Source organism: Peptoniphilus sp. KCTC 25270 (assembly GCF_021012875.1).
In the GTDB taxonomy this organism is placed as follows: Bacteria; Bacillota; Clostridia; order Tissierellales; family Peptoniphilaceae; genus JAJMZJ01.
Window position 1 is genome coordinate 258512 of the sequence record NZ_JAJMZJ010000003.1, and the last position, 22163, is coordinate 280674.

At 36.5% G+C, this 22163-nt stretch carries 26 protein-coding genes and 1 tRNA gene; 5 read left to right on the plus strand and 22 right to left on the minus strand.

Translation table 11 applies throughout. The annotated features are described in order from the left end of the window. Positions 1–9: 9 nt before the first annotated feature. The 6 genes from LQU94_RS06720 to ord all read right to left on the minus strand — a co-directional run bounded on the left by LQU94_RS06720 (position 10) and on the right by ord (position 4716). Positions 10–684, minus strand: a complete 675-nt coding sequence (locus LQU94_RS06720) for a DNA alkylation repair protein (RefSeq protein ID WP_230696929.1) — start codon at positions 682–684, stop codon at positions 10–12. Beyond that, positions 684–1022 carry a cupin domain-containing protein gene (locus tag LQU94_RS06725; RefSeq protein ID WP_230696930.1) on the minus strand — a complete coding sequence of 113 codons (339 nt, stop codon included), beginning with the start codon at positions 1020–1022 and terminating at the stop codon, positions 684–686. The genes LQU94_RS06720 and LQU94_RS06725 overlap by 1 nt, the downstream gene beginning before the upstream one ends. 95 nt (positions 1023–1117) lie before the next feature. Further along, positions 1118–2020, minus strand: a complete 903-nt coding sequence (locus LQU94_RS06730; RefSeq protein ID WP_230696931.1) for a DMT family transporter — start codon at positions 2018–2020, stop codon at positions 1118–1120. Between the two features lie 107 nt (positions 2021–2127). After that, positions 2128–2529, minus strand: coding sequence for a PaaI family thioesterase (locus LQU94_RS06735; RefSeq protein ID WP_230696932.1), 402 nt, complete (start codon positions 2527–2529; stop codon positions 2128–2130). 8 nt (positions 2530–2537) lie between these two features. Continuing rightward, the gene (locus tag LQU94_RS06740) at positions 2538–3575 is read right to left on the minus strand and encodes a DNA polymerase IV (RefSeq protein ID WP_230696933.1); all 1038 of its coding nucleotides are present in this window, start codon (positions 3573–3575) and stop codon (positions 2538–2540) included. An 82-nt stretch (positions 3576–3657) separates the two neighbouring features. After that, on the minus strand, positions 3658–4716 hold the full coding sequence (ord, locus tag LQU94_RS06745) for a 2,4-diaminopentanoate dehydrogenase (protein WP_230696934.1): 1059 nt from the start codon (positions 4714–4716) through the stop codon (positions 3658–3660). Between the two features lie 244 nt (positions 4717–4960). Between ord and LQU94_RS06750 the strand changes: the two genes are divergently transcribed. Beyond that, positions 4961–5587, plus strand: coding sequence for an HAD family phosphatase (locus LQU94_RS06750; protein WP_230696935.1), 627 nt, complete (start codon positions 4961–4963; stop codon positions 5585–5587). 39 nt (positions 5588–5626) lie between these two features. On the opposite strand, the gene LQU94_RS06755 is transcribed toward LQU94_RS06750, so the two are convergent. The 5 genes from LQU94_RS06755 to LQU94_RS06775 form a co-directional block, all read right to left on the minus strand. Further along, positions 5627–7024 carry an amidohydrolase family protein gene (locus LQU94_RS06755; RefSeq protein ID WP_230696936.1) on the minus strand — a complete coding sequence of 466 codons (1398 nt, stop codon included), beginning with the start codon at positions 7022–7024 and terminating at the stop codon, positions 5627–5629. A gap of 106 nt (positions 7025–7130) precedes the next feature. Beyond that, positions 7131–7451 carry a hypothetical protein gene (locus LQU94_RS06760; RefSeq protein ID WP_230696937.1) on the minus strand — a complete coding sequence of 107 codons (321 nt, stop codon included), beginning with the start codon at positions 7449–7451 and terminating at the stop codon, positions 7131–7133. Positions 7452–7454: 3 nt separating this feature from the next. Beyond that, positions 7455–8039, minus strand: a complete 585-nt coding sequence (locus LQU94_RS06765; protein WP_230696938.1) for a GNAT family N-acetyltransferase — start codon at positions 8037–8039, stop codon at positions 7455–7457. 11 nt (positions 8040–8050) lie between these two features. Beyond that, on the minus strand, positions 8051–8281 hold the full coding sequence (locus LQU94_RS06770) for a hypothetical protein (protein ID WP_230696939.1): 231 nt from the start codon (positions 8279–8281) through the stop codon (positions 8051–8053). Between the two features lie 15 nt (positions 8282–8296). Then, positions 8297–8434, minus strand: a complete 138-nt coding sequence (locus LQU94_RS06775; RefSeq protein ID WP_230696940.1) for a hypothetical protein — start codon at positions 8432–8434, stop codon at positions 8297–8299. Between the two features lie 187 nt (positions 8435–8621). Between LQU94_RS06775 and LQU94_RS06780 the strand changes: the two genes are divergently transcribed. Together LQU94_RS06780 and LQU94_RS06785 are read left to right on the plus strand one after the other, a co-directional pair. Next, positions 8622–10037: an aldehyde dehydrogenase family protein gene (locus LQU94_RS06780; protein WP_230696941.1), complete on the plus strand. Its 1416-nt coding sequence runs from the start codon at positions 8622–8624 to the stop codon at positions 10035–10037. 23 nt (positions 10038–10060) lie between these two features. Continuing rightward, positions 10061–10612 (plus strand): DUF3783 domain-containing protein, encoded by a 552-nt coding sequence (locus LQU94_RS06785; protein WP_230696942.1) that lies wholly within the window; start codon positions 10061–10063, stop codon positions 10610–10612. Positions 10613–10652: 40 nt separating this feature from the next. Here the strand turns inward: LQU94_RS06785 and LQU94_RS06790 are convergent, their stop codons facing one another. From LQU94_RS06790 to LQU94_RS06810, 5 genes are all read right to left on the minus strand, one after another. Next, positions 10653–11144 (minus strand): MarR family winged helix-turn-helix transcriptional regulator, encoded by a 492-nt coding sequence (locus LQU94_RS06790; RefSeq protein WP_230696943.1) that lies wholly within the window; start codon positions 11142–11144, stop codon positions 10653–10655. A gap of 14 nt (positions 11145–11158) precedes the next feature. Further along, positions 11159–11920 (minus strand): glycosyltransferase, encoded by a 762-nt coding sequence (locus LQU94_RS06795; RefSeq protein ID WP_230696944.1) that lies wholly within the window; start codon positions 11918–11920, stop codon positions 11159–11161. Beyond that, positions 11895–12302: a GtrA family protein gene (locus LQU94_RS06800; protein ID WP_230696945.1), complete on the minus strand. Its 408-nt coding sequence runs from the start codon at positions 12300–12302 to the stop codon at positions 11895–11897. The genes LQU94_RS06795 and LQU94_RS06800 overlap by 26 nt, the downstream gene beginning before the upstream one ends. Position 12303: 1 nt before the next feature. After that, entirely contained in the window at positions 12304–13716 is a 1413-nt protein-coding gene (locus LQU94_RS06805) for a glycosyltransferase family 39 protein (protein WP_230696946.1), read from the minus strand. Positions 13717–13799: 83 nt separating this feature from the next. Beyond that, a tRNA-Arg gene (locus LQU94_RS06810) sits at positions 13800–13876 on the minus strand. Positions 13877–14031: 155 nt separating this feature from the next. Between LQU94_RS06810 and nrdD the strand changes: the two genes are divergently transcribed. Together nrdD and nrdG are read left to right on the plus strand one after the other, a co-directional pair. Next, positions 14032–16182: an anaerobic ribonucleoside-triphosphate reductase gene (gene nrdD / locus LQU94_RS06815; protein WP_230696947.1), complete on the plus strand. Its 2151-nt coding sequence runs from the start codon at positions 14032–14034 to the stop codon at positions 16180–16182. Beyond that, positions 16182–16676: an anaerobic ribonucleoside-triphosphate reductase activating protein gene (nrdG, locus tag LQU94_RS06820; protein WP_230696948.1), complete on the plus strand. Its 495-nt coding sequence runs from the start codon at positions 16182–16184 to the stop codon at positions 16674–16676. The genes nrdD and nrdG overlap by 1 nt, the downstream gene beginning before the upstream one ends. 50 nt (positions 16677–16726) lie before the next feature. On the opposite strand, the gene LQU94_RS06825 is transcribed toward nrdG, so the two are convergent. The 6 genes from LQU94_RS06825 to LQU94_RS06850 form a co-directional block, all read right to left on the minus strand. Continuing rightward, entirely contained in the window at positions 16727–17884 is a 1158-nt protein-coding gene (locus LQU94_RS06825) for a peptidoglycan DD-metalloendopeptidase family protein (RefSeq protein ID WP_230696949.1), read from the minus strand. Between the two features lie 164 nt (positions 17885–18048). Further along, complete coding sequence (locus LQU94_RS06830; RefSeq protein WP_230696950.1) at positions 18049–18915, minus strand: diacylglycerol kinase family protein; 867 nt, start codon at positions 18913–18915, stop codon at positions 18049–18051. Positions 18916–18942: 27 nt separating this feature from the next. Continuing rightward, positions 18943–19527 (minus strand): cyclodeaminase/cyclohydrolase family protein, encoded by a 585-nt coding sequence (locus tag LQU94_RS06835; RefSeq protein ID WP_230696951.1) that lies wholly within the window; start codon positions 19525–19527, stop codon positions 18943–18945. After that, positions 19527–20423: a PhzF family phenazine biosynthesis protein gene (locus LQU94_RS06840; RefSeq protein WP_230696960.1), complete on the minus strand. Its 897-nt coding sequence runs from the start codon at positions 20421–20423 to the stop codon at positions 19527–19529. Before LQU94_RS06840 ends, LQU94_RS06835 begins: the two co-directional genes overlap by 1 nt. Continuing rightward, positions 20416–21267: a ParB/RepB/Spo0J family partition protein gene (locus tag LQU94_RS06845; protein WP_230696952.1), complete on the minus strand. Its 852-nt coding sequence runs from the start codon at positions 21265–21267 to the stop codon at positions 20416–20418. The genes LQU94_RS06840 and LQU94_RS06845 overlap by 8 nt, the downstream gene beginning before the upstream one ends. 2 nt (positions 21268–21269) lie before the next feature. Further along, positions 21270–22022 carry a ParA family protein gene (locus tag LQU94_RS06850; protein ID WP_230696953.1) on the minus strand — a complete coding sequence of 251 codons (753 nt, stop codon included), beginning with the start codon at positions 22020–22022 and terminating at the stop codon, positions 21270–21272. Between the last annotated feature and the right edge of the window lie 141 nt (positions 22023–22163).

Here is a 22163-nt window from a genome sequence, read left to right on the forward strand (position 1 = left end):
TAATGGTTTCTACCGTTTATAATCTTTCAGTTTTTCTTTTAGTTCTTGGGAAATTCTTCTACTCTCTCTCGCCTTTTGAATGGATTTATTTTGTACCCAGGGAGAAAGAATCCGTTTTTTGTACAAATCAATGGTTTCCTCCTCATAGTAAAACAAGGCCTCTGCAAAAAACCAAGCAATGGCCATATTTACATAATAAAATTCAGAGGAAATCCCAGCCACCTCTCTCATCGCTTCTTTCCAAAAATCACTTTTCAAATGAAGCTTCATCATAAGTAAAATCCCGTAGCGAATGGTGTATTCCTCTGAAGAGCAAACCCATTTTTTTGCCAAATCCCATGTCGATTTCTTCTCTTTTTTAAAGGCCCTCGGAACGAATCCATCGGTTAATGCCCAATTGTCCAAATAGGGCAAAAGCGACTCAACCTTCTTCTGAGCCTGAAAAAAATTGTTTTCGTAGACCAAAATTTGGCAGTGTAGCTGATTTTCCTCATAATATTTATGGGGTAAATCTCCCAAGAATAATTCTACTTCTTCTCTTCTAGCCCACTCCTTGGCTATTCTCTTTATTTCAGGCATTCGAACCCCAATGATGGTATCTGGATCAATATTGGGAATGATTTTTTCTTGAAATTTTTTATATCCCTCATCTTTTTGAAAGAACAGTTCTTCTTGGATATCCATTATTCCTCTTCAATAGGGAAAACCACTGTCAATAACATTTTAAAATCCATATCTCCATGAACAGAATGGGGCTTTTCTGCTGGCATCAAGAGGGTCTCCCCTTCTTTTACACGAAACTCATGGCCATCTACAACAAAGCGCCCTTCTCCCTCTAAAACATGAACCAAAGCATCTCCATTGGACCCATGGGTAGAAATCTCTTCTCCTGCTGAAAAAGCGAATAAAGTTAAACTTACGTAATGATTTTGAGCTAATGTTTTGCTTACTACTTGTCCTGGCAAAATATCAATTTGTTGAGACATTTTACAAACTTCTTCTATTGGATAATTTTTAATCATATTGGGCTCCTTACTATATTTTACAATAATTTCCTTAACTTTATACCCTATTTTCCTTCAAACTAAAAAACTCAAGGATTTCTCCCTGAGTTGAGCTATATTATTTCTTTTTGTCTTCTCTTCATTGGAATTTGAGCCAAAATAATCGCTACAAACATAAGAATGCATCCCATTCCTTCTCGAATGCTTAGACGTTCTCCCAATAAAACAGCTCCTGCCAATACAGCAAATACAGATTCCAAACTCATTAATAAGCTTGCTGTTGTTGGATCGGTATCCTTTTGTGCCAAAATTTGGAAAGTATAGCCTACCCCACTAGATAAAACTCCTGTATAAAGGATGGGAATGGCTGCGTTCATTACATTTTCCATGGAAATATCTTCCAAAAATAGCATAATAATTCCAGATAAAATACCTGCTACTAAAAACTGAATCATACTTAATTTTGTACCATGGGATTTTGGACTGAAATAGTCGATTACCAAAATATGCAATGTGTAACAGAAAGCACAAATTAAAATTAACAAATCTCCAAATTGCATAGTAAATCCCGCTTTAATACTCAACATATAAAGCCCCACTGCTGCAAGGGCTACGCAAAACCAAATTCGAAAGCCTATTCGCTTTCCTAAAAAAATACCAGCAAGGGGAACCAAGACAATATAAAGAGAAGTAATAAATCCGGCTTTTCCCGCTGTTGTATATACAATTCCTACCTGTTGAAACGCCATAGCTGCCGTTAGAATCACTCCGCAGGCAATTCCTCCAATTAAAGTCGGTCGTTTCATTTCTTCTGTTTCCACATCAATGGGACGTTTCATAATCATTGGCCAAACTTGAATTAAAATAAAAAGAAATAATGTCGCTATAATATTTCTTGAAAAGTTAAAAGCAAAAGGACCAATATGATCTCCCCCACTAATTTGAGCTACAAAAGCGGTACCCCAAATAAATGCTGTCAGAGTCAACATTAAGTTTCCCCGCATTTTTTTCGTCACAATCATCCCCCCAATTCTCTATTCTGTATCTATTTTAACACAGTATTTCTTCTAAGGGTTTCTTTTATCTCCCCATTTTGCAATTTTTGTAAAAGGAGAAAAGAAGACTACTCAACTTTTGGAGTTTCTATGACAGCCATAGTAAATGTACTTTTCAAACAAAGTTTTCCCCCTTGGTATACCTCGGATTCAATTACATTAAACTTACGACCCCGCTTCACAAAATACGCTTTCCCATCTACTTTACCAGGACGGATTTCTCTCAAATAATACAAGGAGCTATCTGCTGTCACACAAGGAGCCTCCGATGCAACACTTAAAGCTGCTGCTAAAGTATCCGCAAAACCATAACTAATAGCCCCATGGCAAATTCCTAAGGGGTTGCATCCCTTTTCTGTTAGATGAAACTCCCCTTCCAACCAATCTTCTTCGTAATTGGTAAAATGGGCAGGGAACTCTGCCCCATACCCAACACTCATCATCAACTCTTCAACTTCTCTTAGCTCCATAAAACCTCCTATAAAAAATACAATTGCTCCATCTTTGCAGGGACTAAATTCGATAACGTCAGCCCCATCAAACGTAATTTTTCCTTAAATTCCATCTCATCTAGAAGAATGCGACCAATTTTTTCCAAATCTTCTTTTTTTGTAATTGGCCGCTCAAAGGTTCTAGAACGAGTATGTACTTCAAAATGCACCGTCTTAATTTTTACCGTAACGGTATGGCCATAAAATCCTTTTGCATTCATAGATTCTTCAATCTCTTTTGCATATTTTTTTAATTTTTCATACAATTCTTCTTTTTTCTGGGTTGGATTTTTGAACGTTTCCTCACTGCCAATGCTCTTTCGAACTCTATGGCTTTCCACAGGACGTTTGTCGATGCCACGAATTTGATTGTACAACAAAACCCCTGCTTTTCCCATTTTTTCTTCTAAAAATTCCAAATCCAATTCATATAAATCCCGCCCAGTCTCGATTCCAATCCGTTTCAATTTCTGTTCCGACTTGGCGCCGATTCCATGAATTTTCCGAATGGGCAAAGAATCCAAAATTTCTCGAACTTGAGAAGGGCGAATTCTAGTGTAGCCATCGGGTTTATTAAAGTCCGTAGCTAACTTGGCCAGAAATTTATTATAAGACAAACCACAGCTAATGGTCAAACCTATTTCTTCTTTTACTCGTTGGCGAATTTCATAGGCCACACGAACCGGATCATCTCGATGGGATAGATCCAAATACGCTTCATCAATAGAAACCTGTTCCATTACGTCGGTATAATCTTCCATAATAGAAAAAACTTTTCGGCTCATCTCAGCGTATCGCTTTTTTCGAATGGGAACGAGGACCAAATGAGGACAGAGTTTTTTTGCCATAAAAACGGGCATGGCGGAATGAATCCCATATTCTCGCGCTTTGTAATTGGCCGTTGTAATAATTCCTGAATCCGATAAACCACTTACTGCAATGGGATAATTTTTTAGTTTTGGATTGTCTAATTCTTCTACAGATGCATAAAAGGCATCTAAGTCAACATGTAAAATTTTTCTCATTTTGTCCTCCTTCCCCAAAATATTTTACCACAAAAGATTTCCATAAAAAAAGAGACCCCTTAAAGGCCTCCTTTTAAGAAACTTATTTAATGCGTTTACGCATATCTCCCATAATTGCCATTGGCACTGGAACATCAAGCATAGTCAATAAACCAGCTTCCCCATTGATTACATTAGGGATAGAGTTTACACACATAGCGATTGTACCGATACCACCTGGAACTTCTGGAGTGATAGCCATAGAAATGTTTGGCTCACCAGTGATTTCAATGTAGTCACCAGTATGAACGCCTTCATCTTCTGGTTCAACTTGTTGTGGATGAATCATTTCGATTTTGTCTTCTCCGTCTACTTTACCCCAACCTAACATGTTAACACCGGCAACATTACCAGCAGCAACTTCAGCGTATGGAGCGTGACGATCTACAGAAGAAACGATGCTGTCCATAGAAGTACGAACGGGTTCATCTAATTCCCAACCAATTCCTTCAGCAATAACGCCTACAGATTCTTCGAATCCAACGTGACCAGCCAATTCGCCAGATTCAACCAAACGGTCAAATTCTCCTGGCTCAAGACCTACACCTTGTTCTTCCATTACAGCTCTACCAAATGGTGATAAAGAGTTAACACGTTTTGCAACGATGTGCTCAACATCTTCACAAGCACCTGTTAAAGTCAATACCAACAAGTCCATAATAAGACCTGGGTTGATACCTGTTCCCAATACACTTACGCCGTTTGCTTTGGCAATTTCATCCAATTGTTTTGCCAATTCTGGTTCTTGTGCTTGTGGGTAAGCCATTTCTTCAGCCGTAGTGATAACGTTGATTTTGTTTTCTAAGATAAATTTCATCTTATCAAAAGCTTTCGCTGTGAAAGAGTCTGTAGCCAATAATACTACATCTGCAGCGCCTGGTTTAATAATAGATTCTTTTTCTGTATCCAAAGTAATTTTAACTTCTGGATGATTTGTTTTTTCTACTTTAAGAACTTCGTGCATTTCTTTGCCAGCTAGTTGATCCCAACCATCTACAACGCCAACAATTTCAACACCTTGTTTTTTCAGTAGCATTTTAGCCATACCGCTACCCATTGAGCCGAAGCCCCAAATGATAACTTTTACATTTTCTTCTCTCATTTTATACCTCCACATAGAATAATCATACGTCTTATACAAAAATTAGTATACTACAAAGATGCTATTTGACAAGGCTTCCTCAATATTCTAAACGAGTGAAACCGGTTTTTCTTAAAATTTTGCCATATTGAGAGCGGGCCCTTATATTTATACTACCCAACTTTCTTTTATTCCACCCTATCCTCGGGATTTCTCTACAAGAATAGCGTATACTAAGGTATAATGAATAGAGTAGGAGGGGAAAATGAAAACAAAAGTAGCTTTATTTGATTTTGATAAAACCATCATTGCCCAAGATAGTATTTTTCTACTCTATAGAAAAACGGTAAAAGAACACAAAGATTTTCGAGATCAATTGTACAAAAAAATGTTCCGATTGATTTCCCGTGTCCCTGGGAATCCCAATTGGAAAAAGGATATAAAAACCGAATTTTTACAAATGCTTCATTATTATTCCGATGAAGATTTATACCAATTCGTAGCAAAGGATTTAATGGAAGAGATGATATTTCAGGACGCAAAGGAGGAAATTCTTCATTTGAAAGAAGAGGGATATTATTTAATCCTCGTTTCTGCTTCTGTAGAAAAATACCTGAAATATGTTGGCGATTTCCTACCTTTTGATCATATTATTGGAACAGAAACCAACGAAAACTATGAAGTAGTAGGGAAAAACAACAAACAAAAAGCCAAAGTAGAGCGAATTGAAGCTTTTCTTAAAGAAAAAAATCTAGCCATCGATTACGAAAACAGCAGGGGATATAGCGATAGTCTTTCCGCCGATGGTCCGATGCTTGAAATAGTAAAAAATCGCTATTTAATCAACGCCAAACGAGCTCCAAAGGGATACAAAATTTTGGAATGGAAATAAAATTTAGATATACAAAAAAAGAGCCGAAAAGGCTCTTTTTTATTGGTTCGTTTCCCTATGAGCATATCTTTTTTCTGATACCAAATAATTTCCCAATCGATTGTTGACCACTTTTCCGTCTTTTATGGCAAATTGTCCATCAATCCAAACGTATTCGATTCCTTCTGGTTTTAAGGAAATATCTTCATAGGTCGCACAGTCTATAATCGTTTCTGGATCAAACAATACAAGGTCTGCATCCATTCCTTCTTCAATTCGCCCTTTTTCAGACAATTTCAACCGTTCTGCCGGCACATAGGTCATTTTTCGTAAGGCATCATACATAGACAATACGCCTTTTTCTCTTACATAACGGCCCAACACCCTTGGAAAGGTTCCTGCTGCCCTTGGATGGCCATTTCCATTGTTTATAATTCCATCACTGGCAATCATTCCTTCTTTGTGGGCCAAAGCCATCTCAATCTCTTCTTCGTTCATTACAAAGGCTACCGCCAACATATTGGGATAATGTTCACGACATTCATCGAAAATTTCTTGGGTACATCGAACATTTTTATAGGGTTCGTCCGTTAATAAAATATCTTCATAATCTTTTTCCCAATGAATGAAACACCCTTCTGAAAATACTTCTGAACCCATGGAAGTAGAAAAAGCGTTGTAAGGATACATATCAAAACTTAAATTTGGATTTTCTTCGATTCCTTTTTCAATTCGATCCAAAGTCTCTTTCATCTGTCCCATGGCAGAACAGGAGCTTAAATGAGAAATTTGGAATTTTTGTTTGATTTTATTTTGAATTTCTATCATTTCCTCAATGGATTCAATCGCTCCCATTCCATCTTGTCGAAAATGGGCTGCTACTAAAATCTCTTCATCTGGAATGGACCAGACAACTTCTAACATTTCATCCAAAGTAATTCCTGGATCGTATTCAATCCCAAAACTAACACCAAAAGATCCTTTATGAATTTCTAGATTTACTTCCTCAATCAATTCTTGTAATTGTTCTTCTGTAGGCTGTTCATGACGCCCAATTCCCTTTACGGTTCGCAAGGTATTATACCCTGTCAAGGTAATGTAGTTTACTGGCGATCCTCCCATTTCCTCAATAATCTGGCGAAAATCGTCCACCTTCTGTCTAAGGACTCCACATTGTCCTCCCACACAAGTCGTTACCCCTTGCTCTAACATCATATTGGCTATAATGTATTCTTTTCCTTCAATAAGAAAATTTTCCTCATGCATGTGTATATCAATAAATCCTGGAGATAAGACCTTTCCTTCTCCATCGATTGTATTCTCCGCCTCTTCTTCATCTTCCTTATGAATAGAGTCTTTGATCCATAAAATCTTTCCTTCCTCTAGGGCAATGTTTCCCTTTTTCATCTTTCCTTCTAAGAAGTCTGGATACTGGCAATTTTTAATCAATACATCCATGTATTCTCCTCCTTTCCTAAATGGAACCTTTTTTCCTAAAAGGTTCAATGGTTAAGGTATACCCCATAGGAAGGGAGGATTAAACAAATAGAAAAAAGCAGAGAACTTATCGTTTCTCTGCTTTTACTCTTTCAAAAATTTCTATTGCATCTTTATAAACAGACATTGCCGCCTCATCAATGTGGGAAATATATTCTTCCTCGTCCCATTCTGACAATGCTTCTGTGGCTTTTTGAATGAATTCATCCTCTTTCCCGTAGAAGAAAGTCGGATCCATTTCTACTTCGCCTCGGTTGCGAATATTTAATTCTTCCAATATAAAATCATATTCTCCGTCACTTTCTTCTACAAAAGAATCTACCGTATTCGGGGCAAACTCTTCCAAAAAAGAAACCAAAGAGTTCCATTGATTGATGCTTACATTCAAATTTTATTCTCCATACATATCTTCTATATCTTTACTTACTAGGCGTTTTTGCATAATGTAACGGTGCATTCCTTCTCCGTAGAAGTTTTCAAATTCTTCCATAATAGCAAAGCCTAGTTTTTTGTATAAGTTAATCGCTGTAACATTTTCCACATCTACCGTTAAACGCACTCTTGCAATTCCTTGATCCTTTAGATTTTCTAAAACCAATCCCAAGAAACGAGTTCCGAAATCATTTCCTCGAGCATCTTCAGAAATGGCATAATCAGATAAATACGCCAATTTTCTATCATCCCAAGCACGGTTAAAACAAGCAATACCTAAAATTGTATCATCGGTTTGCTCCTGTAGAATAAATACATTTCCATAATAAATTTGAGATACGATTCCAAAAGCATCGTAAGCATCTTCGCCAAATACTTTTTCCCCAAATTTTAACAATACTTTTAACCATTGTGGATCAAAGTCCTGAAACTTATAAATATGAACATCATCATAATCTTCTAAAGATCCGACAAATTGTTCCCCTAATTTTTCCACCAATTCAAAACGTTCATCTTTTTCGTCTACTCTTAATCTTTCTGACATACTTATCACTCCTAATTTTCTATGTAGGGAGTCCCTAACATATTTCCCTTTAACACTATTTCTTTGCTGCCATTTTCAATAGAATAGGAAAATTGAATCCTTTCCTTTTGATTTTTTTCGTAAACGTCTTCTATGACAATCTTACATGTAAGATGATCTCCTGTATATACAGGTTTTAAGAATTGGAAATCCATTCCATAAGCAATTATGTCATATTCTCCACCAATCCATCCAGGGAGCATTCCCGTTAAAAGTCCTTAAACCATATATTCTCCCTCTTCGTTTGGTGCAGCATGATGCTTTCCAACGTATTGAGCGAGTTCTGAAAATCCAAACACTTCTGCCTTGGAAAAAGTTCGCTGAATCGTATAGATCTGATCTTTTTCAAACTTCATTCTCTATCTTCTTTCATTAAATATAGGTGAGAATCATCTATCTATATATATCCATTTTTTTATATTCTAAACATTTGTCGCTTCTCTTTGGCTATTTTCTCTCCTTTGCTTGTTTCTCTTCCTTTTGGGTATAAGATATTCAAATGATAAATGCGAAACTCAAAAGAATTTCAAAAGGAGTGTCTATATGAAATATAACCAGTTGTATATAAATGGAGAATGGGTAAATCCTATTTCCAATCAATTTTTAGATATTGAAAACCCGGCCAATCGAAAAATCATAGAAAAAGTTCCTCGTGGAAACGAAGAGGACGTAAATGTAGCAGTTGAAGCGGCCAAAAATGCTTTCGTTTCTTGGAAAAATTTAGGTCCTGGAAAACGACAGGAATACGTTCAAGGAATGATTGATCACTTGGTTTCTCGCTTTGAAGAAATGGCTCCTGTTTTGGCCTCAGAATTGGGATCTACGGAAAAATTTGCCTTAAAAGGTCACTTAGAAGGCTATGAGGAATCTATGTATGCTTTTTTGGAGCATCATAAATCCATTTCTTATGTAGAAGATCGAGGAAACTATCGTTTGTATCGCCGTCCACAAGGGATTGTTGCTTGTATTACCCCATGGAATTATCCTTTTGGACAAATTGCAAAAAAAGTTATTCCGGCTCTTTTGGCTGGGAATACAGTAATTCTAAAACCTTCAAAATCCACGCCTCTTACGGCTTATTTCTGGGCGGAAGCAGCGGAAAGCGTAAACTTACCAAAGGGCGTGTTTAACTTAGTTACAGGAAAGGGAGGAGAGGTTGGAAATGTTCTGGCCGATCATCCAGATGTAAATGCCATTACTTTCACTGGTTCTACTAATGGAGGAAAAGAAATTGCCTCCCACGGAATCTCTCATTCTGTAAAACGAGTTACTTTGGAGTTGGGAGGAAAAAGTGCTGCGATTTTCTTAAAAGGAGCGGACTATTCCGATGCACTAAAGGGCGTTCTCGATTCCGTCTACCTAAATGTAGGGCAAACTTGTTCTGCCAAAACGCGGCTTTTGATTCCACGAGAAGAAAGAGAAACCATTGAAAAACTTTTAATTGAAAAAACCAAGGAATATCCTTTTGGCAATCCATTGTTGGATGAAAAGGCCAAAGTTGGTGTCTTAAATAGTGAAGATCAGTGGAATAAGGTGAAAAAATATGTAGAACTTGGATTAAAAGAGGGCGCAAAGATTCTCTATGGAGAAGTTCCTGAGGAAATTGGTACAGGATATGAAATTCAGCCTGTGATTTTTACGGATGTATTGCCTGATATGAAAATTGCCCAAGAGGAAATTTTTGGTCCTGTTTTAAGCGTTCTTTTCTATGATACAATAGAGGAGGCCATTGAAATTGCTAATAATTCCATCTATGGCCTTTCTGGAATTGTCTACGGTCCGGATAAGGAAGAAGCCCTTTTGGTTGCTTCTGAAATTCGTACGGGACAAGTTCAAGTAAATGGCGCTGCCATTAGTCAAGACTCTCCTTTCGGCGGTTTTAAGGAAAGTGGAATGGGTCGAGAAGGCGCCTTGGAAGGTTTGGAAGAATTTTATGAATACCAAACCATCTTTATTTAACTTTATAAGAAGGAGAAATAGATATGTCGCTTATTTTAATCTATCAAATGGATCCAATGGAAAAGCAAGAAACTCTTCTTTCCATTGCTAAGGATCTTGATTTGGAAGTGAAGGAAATTTCACAGGGAGAAGTCCATCAAAAGGTTGGAGCTCTTGTTGGCCTAGAAGGTTATAAAAAAACCGATGAAAAGGGAGATTTAAGTCGTGCTCCTGAAAGTGAAATGGTTCTTTTCGCAAATGTAGAGCGCCAAAAAATTTACGATACCATTGATCGTCTTCGAGAAGAGGGATATACCATTCCTCATAAGGCGGCCCTTACGCGCACTACGCAAGATTGGACTTTCCGTATGTTGGTAAATCACATTGAGCAGGAAAACAAAACTGTTCGTGCTTACACTCGCTTAATTAGCCGTGTAAAAAAAGCAGAAGTTCTACAAGTGAAAGTAGAAGATAAAGAGTTGCAAAAAGCCATTGAAGCCGCTTATGCTTTGCGGGATTTAGGAGAAGATCTTTCCGAAAGAAACATTCGCGAAGTCCAAGTTCAATTGGACGAAGCCATGGCCAAACATGTATAATGAAAAACCTTACGCCCTTGAAAGCGTAAGGTTTTTCTTTTTATTTTTCTTTTTTTGAATCCAAATACATGGAATCCATATCTTTCGAAACTTCTGTCATTAGACCATTTTCCATGATTTCCAATACATCGCAAAAGGTTTCTAAATGTTCTTGATCTATACTGCCTTCTAAACGATGGATAATTCCATGAATATAATTGTAATTTACGGAATAATGTTCTTTAAACTTATCCGTAACATATAAGTGAACCTGTCTTTTATCGATTGTAGAGGGGATTTTTTTTATGTAACCTTTTTTCACTAGATTGTTTACTTTATAAGCTGCGTTCGGCTGGCTTACCTGTATAAATTCTGCCAATTCATTAATATTTGGTCCCTTTAGAGCGTAAATCGCCTCGGCACAGAAATTTTCCATTACCGTTAATTTTTCTTTTCCAAACTCTCCATTACGAAATAAATTCCGATAAAAATTCAATTTGAATTTTAAGTAGACTTCGTTCATGGTTTTTTCTAGATCGCAACTCTTATCCATAACTCTTCCCTCTTCTAAGCTTCTCTTCGAATTTTCAATGCAGTAAATATACTGTTTTTACTTGTATTAATCACACTCATCTTACTTTCTCCTCCTTTTTGATCGTAATATAGAACAAAAGGAACTTCAGAGATTTTGGCACCACAACGATGCAGTTTATACAAAAGCTCCATCATACAAGCAAAGGAGGATTGCTCAATTAATTTTTCTCCATATTTTTCTCTTCCCTTTAGAAGAATTTCTCTCGTATAGAGTCTATAACCACAGGTGTAGTCTCGTACATTGGGAATTCTAAGAATCAAAGTATAGTACCACTTAGCAAAAATACTTAACATTTCTCGAAATTTTGATAATCCACGAATCGACGCTCCTTTTTGGTATCGAGAGCAGATAATTACATCAAATTGTCTGTGCTTTTTTAACAGATCCTGGACGTATTTGGGATGATGGGTATTGTCTCCATCCATTACAACCAATAGGTCTTCTTCTTCTGCATTTTCTAAAAAGAATTCCACCCCTGTGCGCATTACGCCACCTAGGTTTTGATTTTTTGTATGAAAAAGAGGATGAACTCTTTCCGATTCCATCTCTTTTATTTTTTCTTTTGTTTTATCTGTTGATTTATCATCCACAGGAACGATCAACAGCTCATATCCTTGCTCTTTCAAAAGAGGCTGTTGATAAAACCACTCTTTTATAAGAGCTTGAATATTTTCTTCTTCATTGTAACAAGGAAGAAGAACAAATATCCTAGGATCGAGGTTGGAAACGGTCATATAAATACCTCCGAAGGTAATAAAGTACAAAAAAGGGAACCACCATGGAAAACCCTTTGGAAATTAAAAATACCAGTTTTTCTGAAAATGTGGTATCCAAAAGTTCATGAACCACGTAAATAGTCACATCGGCCAAAAGCAAACCCACAAAAAAGGTTCCAAAAAAAATAATGGCGGATAAGGAATTCTTTTCTCTTTCAAATACGTGGCGCATAGTTAAGAAATATTGTACAACACATCCAGTAATAACGCCAATAGTATTAGAAAAAACCAAATTTTGATCAAAGGCAAAGCGTAAAATGTAAACGACTCCCAAGTCAATCAACGTAATAAATATGGAGATGAGTAAATACCGTATTAATTTTTTCTGTTCTAGATTCAACTCATTCCTCCGTCTTTACCTTATAGATTACAATATATGAATTTTGTTCTACCAAATCCACGTGACTACGTATTTTTTTCATTATATTTTCGTCCATTTCTACGTATTTATGGAAGATATAATATTGCAGCCCATCCTTTAATAAGGCGTCAAATTTTTCTGGTGTATCCGATTTGTTCATTGGATAACGCACACCGGGATAGCCTGTTGCACTAAATAAAACCGGACTTTCTCCATTTCCTGCAATATAGGAATTTTCAGGAATATTTTTTTCCATTAAAGCAATGGCAGAATGAAACATAGGGTTCACCCTTGCCTCTCGATCCAAGTAATCTAACCCAAGAAAAGTGGTGGAAAAAAAGATAAGAAAAATAAGTCCATAGGATAAGAAAGATTTCTTTATACTTCCCAAAACTTCTCCCGCAAGATAAGCCCAAAAAGGCATCCAGAAAATAATATAGTATCCCAAACGGATTCCTTGAAAAATAACCATAGTACTTAAACAAAGACCCAAAAACCAAAGGCCTAAAAACAAATCTTTTCGCAAGTAAATTCCAATAAGACCAAAAATTCCTAAAATCAAAGTTAAAGGAGTATAAGCTGTTTTTGCCGTTGCAAATAGAAAAGAAAGACTATCCTTTACTCCTTCCATTCCCCCTAAAACAAAGCGATTGATAATTTGGCTAACAAAGGTATCTGTGGCATTTTGCCCCACAATGTAATAATACAATAAAGGAATGGCCAAAGAAATCAGTCCATAAGTATAGGCTTCTTTTTGCACAAATATTTTTTGTTTTTGATGGAATAAGAGAATTCCTACGGGAACAATTCCCAAAAATCCCAAACTTAATTTTTCTAAAAGAGCAAATCCCATTAATAAGGCACTAAAAATCAAAGTCTTATACTCTTTATCCAATTCCCATTTTGCCAAGAAGTAAAAAGCTCCTAAATATCCAAAAAGAGCCATGCTTTCTGGCATAATGGCTCGCCCATAAAATAGAGCATAGGGCAGGATAATATAGTAGAAACCACCCAATATGGATGCTTCTTCTTTCTGGGAACGAATTCGTAGCAATTTATAGAGAAACATCGCCGAACCACAAAAGGCCGAGGCAGAAACTACTCGTAAAACGGCTGGAGTAAAGCCCACACCTTTACTTAATATCGCTCCTAATGCCGGCATAATCATCCATTCCAATTGAACGGTTTTTGGTTCTTTTCCATAATAAAAAAAACGAGGATTCAAAAGGTCGATGCCGCTTTTGTTGTAATCATAAGCTACACTAAAAGTGTCCGCTTGACGCCAACTATCTCCCACTTCCCAAGAAGGGTTGCTTAAAGTTGGCCAAACGGCAAGAAAAAAAAGAATAAATAACAAAAAATATAGAGTTGTATCGTATTTCCTATGATTCATTCTTATTTCACCTCGCTATTTTCTATTATATCATAGCCATTATCATCCGACAAAAAATAGCCTGCAGCTTTTTGCAGGCTATCTGGCGGAGCTGAGAGGAATCGAACCCCCGGCACGTGCCTTAGGAGGGCACTGCTCTATCCTACTGAGCTACAGCTCCATATCTTTATCATATTATAAGAAAAAACAATCTCTGTCAATTGATAAAATAGCTATAAAAATTTATTGCACTATATCTTGTGTTTCTATAGATATTTTTTCCTATATGTTGTATAATCAGTTTGTCAATTGCCCTAGAATCAAAAGGAGAGAAACATGTATCAGGTAATCAAAAGAAATGGGGGACGAGTAGATTTTGATCCTCAAAAAATTGCCATTGCTATAGAAAAAGCCATGCACAGTAGTAGTGGACTTTACATAGAAGGACAAGCGGAACAAATTGCTAAGGAAATTGAAACTTTTGTTCAAAAAATCCAAAAGGATATTACCATTTATCAAATCGAAGACCAAGTGTATTATAAACTTTTGGAATACAAAAATCCGGCAACGGCTCGTGCTTATGAAAATTATAAAGCAGTACAATCTTTTAAGCGTATGGAAAATACAACAGATGGCGACATTGCCGGTCTGTTAAACCGAAGCAATTTCGAGGTTATGGATGAAAATTCCAACAAGGATGCCAATGTAGTTTCTACTCAAAGGGATTTAATTGCTGGAGAAATTTCCAAAGATATTGCCCGTAGAAAAATTATTCCTACTGATATCGTTCAAGCCCATGATAGTGGGGCGATTCATTTTCACGATATGGACTATATTATTCAACCTATGTTCAATTGTTGTCTAGTAAATTTAGAAGATATGTTGAAAAACGGAACCGTTATTAATGGAAAACAAATCGAAACACCAAAATCTTTTCAAGTAGCCTGTACCGTTACTACACAGATTATTGCACAGATTGCCAGTGGACAATTTGGGGGACAAAGCATTAATGGAATTGATCGTATTTTGGCTCCTTACGTACGAAAATCTTACGAAAAACACTATGCATCCATTTTAGAAGAGCAAAAAGAAGTTTACGGAATTCAGCCAGATGAAAAAAAGGCTGAGGAGATTGCTTGGAAGAGAACGCGAAAGGAAATTAAGGACGGAATCCAAACCATCCAATATCAAATCAATACTTTAATGACAACCAATGGCCAAGCACCTTTTGTTACTTTGTTTATGCATTTTCTTCCTGGATACGAATACGAAAAAGAAGCGGCTATGATTACAGAGGAAATTCTAAAACAAAGAATCGAGGGAATTAAAAACGAAAAGGGCGTTTCTGTTACGCCCGCCTTCCCAAAATTGATCTATGTTTTAGACGAACACAATATTACGGAGGATAGCCCTTATTATTATTTAACAAAACTAGCAGCGGAATGTACTGCAAAACGCATGTATCCCGACTATATTTCCGCCAAAAAAATGCGGGATTTATACGAAGGAAATGTCTTTTCCCCTATGGGATGTCGTTCTTTCTTAGCTCCTTATAAAAACGAAAAGGGAGACTACCAATTTGAGGGACGTTTTAATATGGGCGTTGTTTCCTTAAATCTTCCACAAATTGGAATCCTTGCCAATGGAAACGAAGATTTGTTCTTTGAAATCTTAGAAAAACGCCTACAATTGGTGAAAAAAGCCCTTTTGTTGCGTTACGATTTACTAAAGGATACAACAAGCGACGTCTCTCCCATTCATTGGCAATATGGTGGAATTTCACGTTTGGCCAAAGGAGAAAAAATTGCTCCTCTTCTAAAAAATGGCTATGCAACCATTTCCTTAGGATATATTGGAATTTATGAGGCCACCTATTTAACAAAGGGAGTAAGCCATACGGATCCGGAAGGAGAAAAATTTGCCCACAAAATTATGGACCGATTAAACGAGGCCGTACAATCTTGGAAAGACGAGATGGGAATTGGTTTTGCTCTTTATGGAACACCAGCCGAAAGCTTGACCAATCGTTTCTGCAAATTGGATCGAGCTCGTTTTGGAGAAATTAAAAACGTTACAGACAAAGGATACTACACCAACAGCTATCACGTAGATGTCCGAGAAGAAATCAATGTATTTGATAAATTTTCCTTTGAAAGTCGTTTCCAAAATAAGTCTAAGGGAGGTTCGATCTCCTATGCAGAAATTCCTAATTTGGGAAATAATGTAGAAGCCTTAGAAACGATGGTTCAATACATTTATGATAACATTATGTACGCAGAGTTTAACACAAAATTGGACTATTGCCACCAATGTGGTTACGATGGAGAAATCCTTGTAAACGATGATAACCAGTGGGAATGTCCTCAATGTCACAATACCGATCGAAATCAATTAACTGTCATTCGAAGAACTTGTGGCTATTTAGGAGAAAATTTCTGGAACGAAGGGCGCACCAAAGAAATTAAGAATCGAGTGTTGCATATCTAATGAAAATTGCACAATTTCGAGAAATGGACACGGCCAACGGACAAGGAATTCGCTCCTCTCTCTTTGTCAGTGGTTGCACCCACCATTGTAAAGAGTGTTTTAACGAAGAATATCAGGATTTTCACTTTGGAGAAGAATATTCCAAAGCGTGGGAAGAAAAGATCTTAAAAGCTCTAAAACATCCTATGATTTCTGGAATTACTTTTTTAGGAGGAGAGCCCATGGAAAATACAGAGGGGCTCATTCCTCTATCAAAAAAGATTAAAGAAGAAACCAAGAAAAACATTTGGATTTATTCTGGCTACAACCTAGAACAAATTTTAGAAAATACAAAACAGAAAGAACTCTTGCTTCTCTGTGACGTCTTGGTGGATGGTCCTTTTGTCCACTCCTTAAAAGATTTGCGACTTAAATTTCGAGGAAGTAGCAACCAAAGAATTATTGATATACAAAAATCTATAGAAACAAAAGAAATTGTCTTGTTTATGGAATAAAAAAAGACCTCTCCTTAAGGAGAGGTTTTTTATATGGAAAGGTTTATTTTTTAATATTGTACATATCCCAATGGATTGACTTGTACGTTATCTACAATGACTTCAAAATGCAAATGACTTCCTGTTGAACGTCCTGTAGACCCCATTAAACCAATCAATTGGCCTTGAGTTACTTTATCTCCAACCGATACCTTATATCCACTTAAGTGAGCATAACGTGTTTTGTAGCCATTTTGATGGTCGATTTCAATTAAGTTTCCATAGGAACCGGAATAACAAGCTTTGGTTACAACTCCACCATCTGCAGCCAAAATACTCGTTCCAATAGAGTTTGCTACATCAATTCCCTTGTGCATACGTCCCCATCTTGGACCAAATCTAGAAGTAAGGCGTCCCGTTGTTGGATTCATAAAAGTTCCTGTCGCCGCACGTTCCTTTGTGCCTTCCACAACCACTCTTTTTACTGGTTCTGCAGAAATGGTTTGGTTGTTCATTACACTAAAATCAATGTTTCCATTGGTTTTTCCTTGGTGAATGGTAATGACTTTTTTCCCATTTACGCCCTCTTGCAATACTTTGCTTTCCCCTTGGTACATATTTCCATCTTGACGTACTTCGGTTTCGAAAGGAAGATCTTGTTCCATAGAAATGATTTGTTCCATCTTTACTTGGATCATAGGGCAACCTTGGTAAACTTTTACATGGGTCCCTTTTTCAATTGGATCCACAAGTTCTGGATTCAATTTTTGAATCTCTTCTAAGGTCATGCCGTATCTCTCAGCGATGGCCTCTAAAGTTTCCTCTTCTTCTGCTATGTATAAAGCCTCTTGACGTCCACCTTGGGTTAACATTTTATAAGCTTCATCTGCTGTTTTTACTTCTTCAAAAGTAAAGCTTTTTTCTTTTAATTCCATGGCTGGCTCAATGTTAAATTCAACCACTTGGGCCCCTTCATCTGTAAAGTAAGCTTTGACTTTTTCCGTTAAAGCGTCGTATTCCTCTTGAGAACTTAAACGACAAATTGCTTCTTTTCCTACATATAATACGAGATTTTTTCCCACTTTGTTTTCATGGGTCGTTTCCACTGCTGTGGTATTTTCTGCTTTTACTTCTTGGGCAAAGGCTACATTCGGAGTTAAAGTTTGCCCCATCATAATTCCTGTTAAGGCCATAATGGCTAGTGTTTTCTTACTGTAATTGATTTTCAATCCTATATCCAACTTTCTAATTTTATCTTTTTTGTAATATGTCCCTAAAAATTACATAACTTGTTACTTTTTTGTAACCACTTTCGGAACACAATGGATATTATATCACTGGTTTCTTAAAAAAATCATTACATATTTATTACAATAAAAAAAGAGGTAGTTTCCTACCCCTTATATTCTATGGCATTTTTGATAATTTCAACCTTTACAGGCCCTTTATAAAAATGAGATTCTCCATCGAGATTGACAATCGCTTCGTTCTTTATTTCCATAGAAAAAGTCTCGATTTTATCCCGGTAAAATCCTCTTTTCCACAAATGGTCTTTTTTCAAATAAAGGCTTCCAATCAATAGCGGCAGACGCCTCATTTCTTTTCTTTCTACAATCAATAGCTCCAGTTTTCCATCTTCTACGGAACTACTGTGAAAAATCGGAACGCCTCCTCCATAATATTTTCCATTTCCCAGAGTAAATACTGCGATTTCTTTCTCTTTCCTCTCTCCTTTCCAAGGAAAGACTATGGTTTTTGCCTCGTATTGAAGGGCCTTTTTCATTAAAGAGATAATAAAACCAAAGGTGCCGTATTTTTTCAAAACTTCTCGATTGGTTATATAGTTTACGTCAGCATCGAATCCAATAGAGGCTATGTTTAAGAAATATTGGTCGTTCCATTTCCCTACATCGATTTTTCTACTTTTTCCAGAAAAAATCTTCTCTAATTGTTCTCGAACTTCCCTGGATGCTTCCAGCGTTCGGGAAAAATCGTTTCCGCTTCCTGCTGGAAGTATAGAGAATTTCGGAATATTTCTTTCCATGGCTGCATTAATGCAATAATGGTTGGTTCCATCTCCTCCAACAGAAATAATATGGTCTACTTCATAAAACAACGCATCCCAATTTTCCCAACGTAAATCTTTTGTTAAAATCTTGTATTCTTGATGAATTTCTTCCATAAATTTATGGATTTCTTCCATCATTTTTTCTTTATTGTTTTTCCCCGCTGTTTTATTTACAACAAACAAACACTTCATTCTTTTCTCCTACATAGGGGAAAGATGCTAGTTTTCCTCTTCCAACAGTCTATATCTTTCCAATTCTTTTTCGTAATTTTTGCGAATTTCTTCGTCTTTTAAGGATTCTAAATTCAAGTCAATGGTCTCCAAAGATCCTACTATGGCTGATTTTCCCAAACTCTTAGCAATTTTAACATCGGTAATCCCGTGGCTGCTCCATTTTTTATCAAATTTCTGCAAGATTTCCAATATTTTTGCCGATAAAACCACTGTTTTTTTGGGAACTTCAATGGCATGAATATATCCTTCTTGAATTTTTTGTTTGCGAAAGGCTTCTTCCTCTGGTGTATTCTTCGGCATTTTGAAAGCTTTTAGAACGTCATCAAAAGATTTTCCATCTTCTTCTATAGAATCCATTAGCTGTTCTTGTACTTCCTCTAAAACTTCTATCGCCTCTTGCAATTTCTCTTGCTCTATATTTTCTTTGCTTAACTTTAAGCACATCATTCCCAAAGAAGCCGCTAAGGATCCATTTAAGGCACAAATGGACCCTCCCCCAGGCATGGAAGATGTATCGGAGGCTTTTTTTATATAATCCTTTAAGGTGTATTCATAGAGTTTCTTTTCCATTATAAGTCAATAACCCCTTCAATAAAGGTAGTAGCTTGTCCTCCTACCAATATTTTTTCTTTCCCATCTATTTCTTCTATGGAAGCATAAATCACAGAAGGTCGCCCCATTTCAATCCCCTGATTGGCTACGATGCTTTTTTTCTTCAAAACTCCCGCTTTATCCAAATAGGCTAGCAACGCCCCGGTAGATGTACCAGTGGCAGACTCTTCATCAATTCCTAAAATAGGGCAAAAGTTTCTTTGATACACTTCCAAAAGAGGAAATTCACCTGTAAATACATGGTAGGAATAAAAATTTTCTTCTTTTGACAATTCTTCCATTAAGGCAAAATTCGGTTGAATATTGTTTAGAATTTCCTTCGACTTTACTGGAATCATCAAATCTTTAATGCCAGTAGAAACATATTCCAAAGGCAATTCACAACCTTCAATGCCTATATCTTCCTGCTTTATTCCTAAAGCCTGTACTAATTTATCAATATTCTTACAATTTCCAAAATATTGAACTTCTGGCTGTTCCATTGTTACTTTTTGGAGCTCATTATTTCTATAGTCCAAATACACAGGAAGAGCCCCCGCTTTGGTATGTTGTATGATAATTTTTCTTCCATTTTCGATACTTTCAATATATCCCTTGGCACCTTTTACCCAAAAAGTAGCAATGGTCGCATGGCCACATAGATCCACTTCTTCCACAGGAGTAAAAAAGCGCACCTCATAAATATCTTTATCCAATCTTTTAATAAAGGCTGTTTCTGACTGCTTTAATTCCTCCGCAATCTTTTGCATATCTTCTGTTTTTAGATGATCATCAGATAATACCACACCTGCTGGATTCCCTTGTAATGGGGTATTTGTAAATGCATCTGTTAAATAAAAAGTGTAATTATTCATCAATTGAGTCACCACCAAGAATAATGTCAACAATACGAGTTAAATCTTCTTCTGAATAGAAATCAATAATTAATTTCCCTTTTTTTGTCTTTCCCTTTAATTGTGCTTTTGTCCCTAATTTTTCCATAATTTTGTCCATTAATTGTTCTTCATAGGGAGAACGAGCCGGTTTTTCCTTAATATGGCTTTGGGTCTGCTCTACCGTTTCCCCTACTTGGGCAATATGGAGTGCTTTTTTTATTTGTTTGTCTCGATCCTTAATCATAAGAAGCAATTTCCCTTGGGATGTATTTAATTTCCCTTGAATCAAAAGCTCCTGTACCTCCGGCTCCAAATTCAAAAGACGCATTGTATTGGCAATATAAGGGCGACTTTTTCCCAATTTTTTCGCCATATCTTCCTGTGTATATTTATAATTTTTCTTTAATTTCTCATAAGCAAGAGCTTCTTCAATTGGATTCAAATCCTCTCTTTGAATGTTTTCAATTAAAGCAATATTATCTGTCTCTTCCTCCGTAAAATCAGAAATCAATACAGGAACTTTCTCTAGTCCAGCCATTTGAGCCGCTCTCAATCGACGTTCTCCCGCTATAATTTCAAATTCTTCCCCTGCTTTTTTTACTAAAATAGGCTGTAAAATTCCCACTTCTCCAATACTTTTTGATAAATTCAAAAGCATTTCCTCTTCAAAAACCTTCCGTGGCTGATCTTTATTAGGAATTACCAACTCAATGGGAATCATTTCTATATTCTTTTCTTGCTTTTTTTCACTTATTTCCTCGGTAAAGGTAGAATCCTTAATAAAATTCCCCAAACCTCTTCCAAGAGCTGATTTTTTCGCCATAATTACCCTTTCTGTATAACTTCCTTTGCCAATTTCTTATAGGCTTCTGCCCCCTTGCTCTTTGGATCGTATTCTAAAATACTCTGCCCAAAAGAAGGAGCTTCTGCCAAACGAACATTTCTAGGAATCATTGTCCGGAATACTTTGTTCTTAAAAGCCGATTTAATTTCCTCCACTACTTGTGTAGAAAGATTGTTTCTTCCATCATACATAGTCATTACTACGCCAAACAACTCAATTTCTGGATTGAAATTGTTCTTTACCAATTCAATTGTATCCATTAATTGGGCCACACCTTCTAAAGCATAGTATTCACATTGCACAGGAATTAAAATGCTATTCGAAGCCGATAAGCTCATTAGAGACAAAATCCCTAAAGATGGGGGAGAATCGATTAAAATATAATCGTATTCCTTAGTTAATTTTTTTAAGGCATTTTCTAGTTTTTTATTCCATCCCTCCATAGAAGCGAGCTCCATTTCAATTCCTGCCAAATCGCCTCCAGATGGGATGATATCTAGGTTTTTTGAACGTTCTATTATCTCTACGTTCTCTCCTTCATTTATAATAAAATCATAGACCATATAATCTAAATCTTTTTCAATCCCCAAACCGCTGGTTGTATTGGCTTGTGGATCAATATCGATTACTAGAACTTTTTTCTTAGATAAACTCAAGGCTACTGCTAAGTTTACAACAGTGGTCGTCTTCCCGACACCACCTTTTTGATTAAAAACAGTTACAATTTTTGTCACAATACGCCTCCTTTCTTTTATAATATCAAATTCAAAGATAGAAAAAAAGACTTGCCCTGAAAACTATTTGTTCTATGTGGAACATTTTATTTGTTCTATGTGGAACATTTTATTTGTTCTATGTGGAACATTTTATTTGTT

What these genes read in the sequence shown, in the direction of transcription:
- LQU94_RS06795 (WP_230696944.1), bottom strand. Translation starts at nt 11,920, where the DNA reads ATGACCGTTTCCAACCTCGATCCTAGGATATTTGTTCTTCTTCCTTGT.
- LQU94_RS06765 (WP_230696938.1), bottom strand. Translation starts at nt 8,039, where the DNA reads ATGTCAGAAAGATTAAGAGTAGACGAAAAAGATGAACGTTTTGAATTG.
- LQU94_RS06785 (WP_230696942.1), top strand. Translation starts at nt 10,061, where the DNA reads ATGTCGCTTATTTTAATCTATCAAATGGATCCAATGGAAAAGCAAGAA.
- LQU94_RS06725 (WP_230696930.1), bottom strand. Translation starts at nt 1,022, where the DNA reads ATGATTAAAAATTATCCAATAGAAGAAGTTTGTAAAATGTCTCAACAA.
- LQU94_RS06835 (WP_230696951.1), bottom strand. Translation starts at nt 19,527, where the DNA reads ATGGAAAAGAAACTCTATGAATACACCTTAAAGGATTATATAAAAAAA.
- LQU94_RS06770 (WP_230696939.1), bottom strand. Translation starts at nt 8,281, where the DNA reads ATGCTCCCTGGATGGATTGGTGGAGAATATGACATAATTGCTTATGGA.
- nrdG (WP_230696948.1), top strand. Translation starts at nt 16,182, where the DNA reads ATGAAAATTGCACAATTTCGAGAAATGGACACGGCCAACGGACAAGGA.
- LQU94_RS06805 (WP_230696946.1), bottom strand. Translation starts at nt 13,716, where the DNA reads ATGAATCATAGGAAATACGATACAACTCTATATTTTTTGTTATTTATT.
- nrdD (WP_230696947.1), top strand. Translation starts at nt 14,032, where the DNA reads ATGTATCAGGTAATCAAAAGAAATGGGGGACGAGTAGATTTTGATCCT.
- ord (WP_230696934.1), bottom strand. Translation starts at nt 4,716, where the DNA reads ATGAGAGAAGAAAATGTAAAAGTTATCATTTGGGGCTTCGGCTCAATG.
- LQU94_RS06790 (WP_230696943.1), bottom strand. Translation starts at nt 11,144, where the DNA reads ATGGATAAGAGTTGCGATCTAGAAAAAACCATGAACGAAGTCTACTTA.
- LQU94_RS06775 (WP_230696940.1), bottom strand. Translation starts at nt 8,434, where the DNA reads ATGAAGTTTGAAAAAGATCAGATCTATACGATTCAGCGAACTTTTTCC.
- LQU94_RS06845 (WP_230696952.1), bottom strand. Translation starts at nt 21,267, where the DNA reads ATGGCGAAAAAATCAGCTCTTGGAAGAGGTTTGGGGAATTTTATTAAG.
- LQU94_RS06740 (WP_230696933.1), bottom strand. Translation starts at nt 3,575, where the DNA reads ATGAGAAAAATTTTACATGTTGACTTAGATGCCTTTTATGCATCTGTA.
- LQU94_RS06735 (WP_230696932.1), bottom strand. Translation starts at nt 2,529, where the DNA reads ATGGAGCTAAGAGAAGTTGAAGAGTTGATGATGAGTGTTGGGTATGGG.
- LQU94_RS06780 (WP_230696941.1), top strand. Translation starts at nt 8,622, where the DNA reads ATGAAATATAACCAGTTGTATATAAATGGAGAATGGGTAAATCCTATT.
- LQU94_RS06755 (WP_230696936.1), bottom strand. Translation starts at nt 7,024, where the DNA reads ATGGATGTATTGATTAAAAATTGCCAGTATCCAGACTTCTTAGAAGGA.
- LQU94_RS06720 (WP_230696929.1), bottom strand. Translation starts at nt 684, where the DNA reads ATGGATATCCAAGAAGAACTGTTCTTTCAAAAAGATGAGGGATATAAA.
- LQU94_RS06750 (WP_230696935.1), top strand. Translation starts at nt 4,961, where the DNA reads ATGAAAACAAAAGTAGCTTTATTTGATTTTGATAAAACCATCATTGCC.
- LQU94_RS06840 (WP_230696960.1), bottom strand. Translation starts at nt 20,423, where the DNA reads ATGAATAATTACACTTTTTATTTAACAGATGCATTTACAAATACCCCA.
- LQU94_RS06830 (WP_230696950.1), bottom strand. Translation starts at nt 18,915, where the DNA reads ATGAAGTGTTTGTTTGTTGTAAATAAAACAGCGGGGAAAAACAATAAA.